Source organism: Olsenella profusa, from assembly GCF_016900315.1.
GTDB lineage: Bacteria > Actinomycetota > Coriobacteriia > Coriobacteriales > Atopobiaceae > Thermophilibacter > Thermophilibacter profusus_A.
The window spans coordinates 1-483 of record NZ_JACSNQ010000036.1 but is presented as its reverse complement, the minus strand read 5'-3'; the positions used below and the strand labels follow the sequence as shown (position 1 = coordinate 483).

1 rRNA gene is annotated in these 483 nt (G+C 55.1%); it reads left to right on the top strand.

Annotation, left to right across the window (positions count from 1 at the left end):
• Positions 1-483 (top strand): 16S ribosomal RNA (locus tag H9X80_RS08905); the annotation flags it as partial.

Sequence of the window (483 nt, the reverse complement as noted above, 5' to 3'; positions counted from 1 at the left end):
ACACACTGTCCTACGGGAGGCAGCAGTGGGGAATATTGCACAATGGGCGCAAGCCTGATGCAGCCATGCCGCGTGTATGAAGAAGGCCTTCGGGTTGTAAAGTACTTTCAGCGGGGAGGAAGGGAGTAAAGTTAATACCTTTGCTCATTGACGTTACCCGCAGAAGAAGCACCGGCTAACTCCGTGCCAGCAGCCGCGGTAATACGGAGGGTGCAAGCGTTAATCGGAATTACTGGGCGTAAAGCGCACGCAGGCGGTTTGTTAAGTCAGATGTGAAATCCCCGGGCTCAACCTGGGAACTGCATCTGATACTGGCAAGCTTGAGTCTCGTAGAGGGGGGTAGAATTCCAGGTGTAGCGGTGAAATGCGTAGAGATCTGGAGGAATACCGGTGGCGAAGGCGGCCCCCTGGACGAAGACTGACGCTCAGGTGCGAAAGCGTGGGGAGCAAACAGGATTAGATACCCCGGTAGTCACTGAGAGC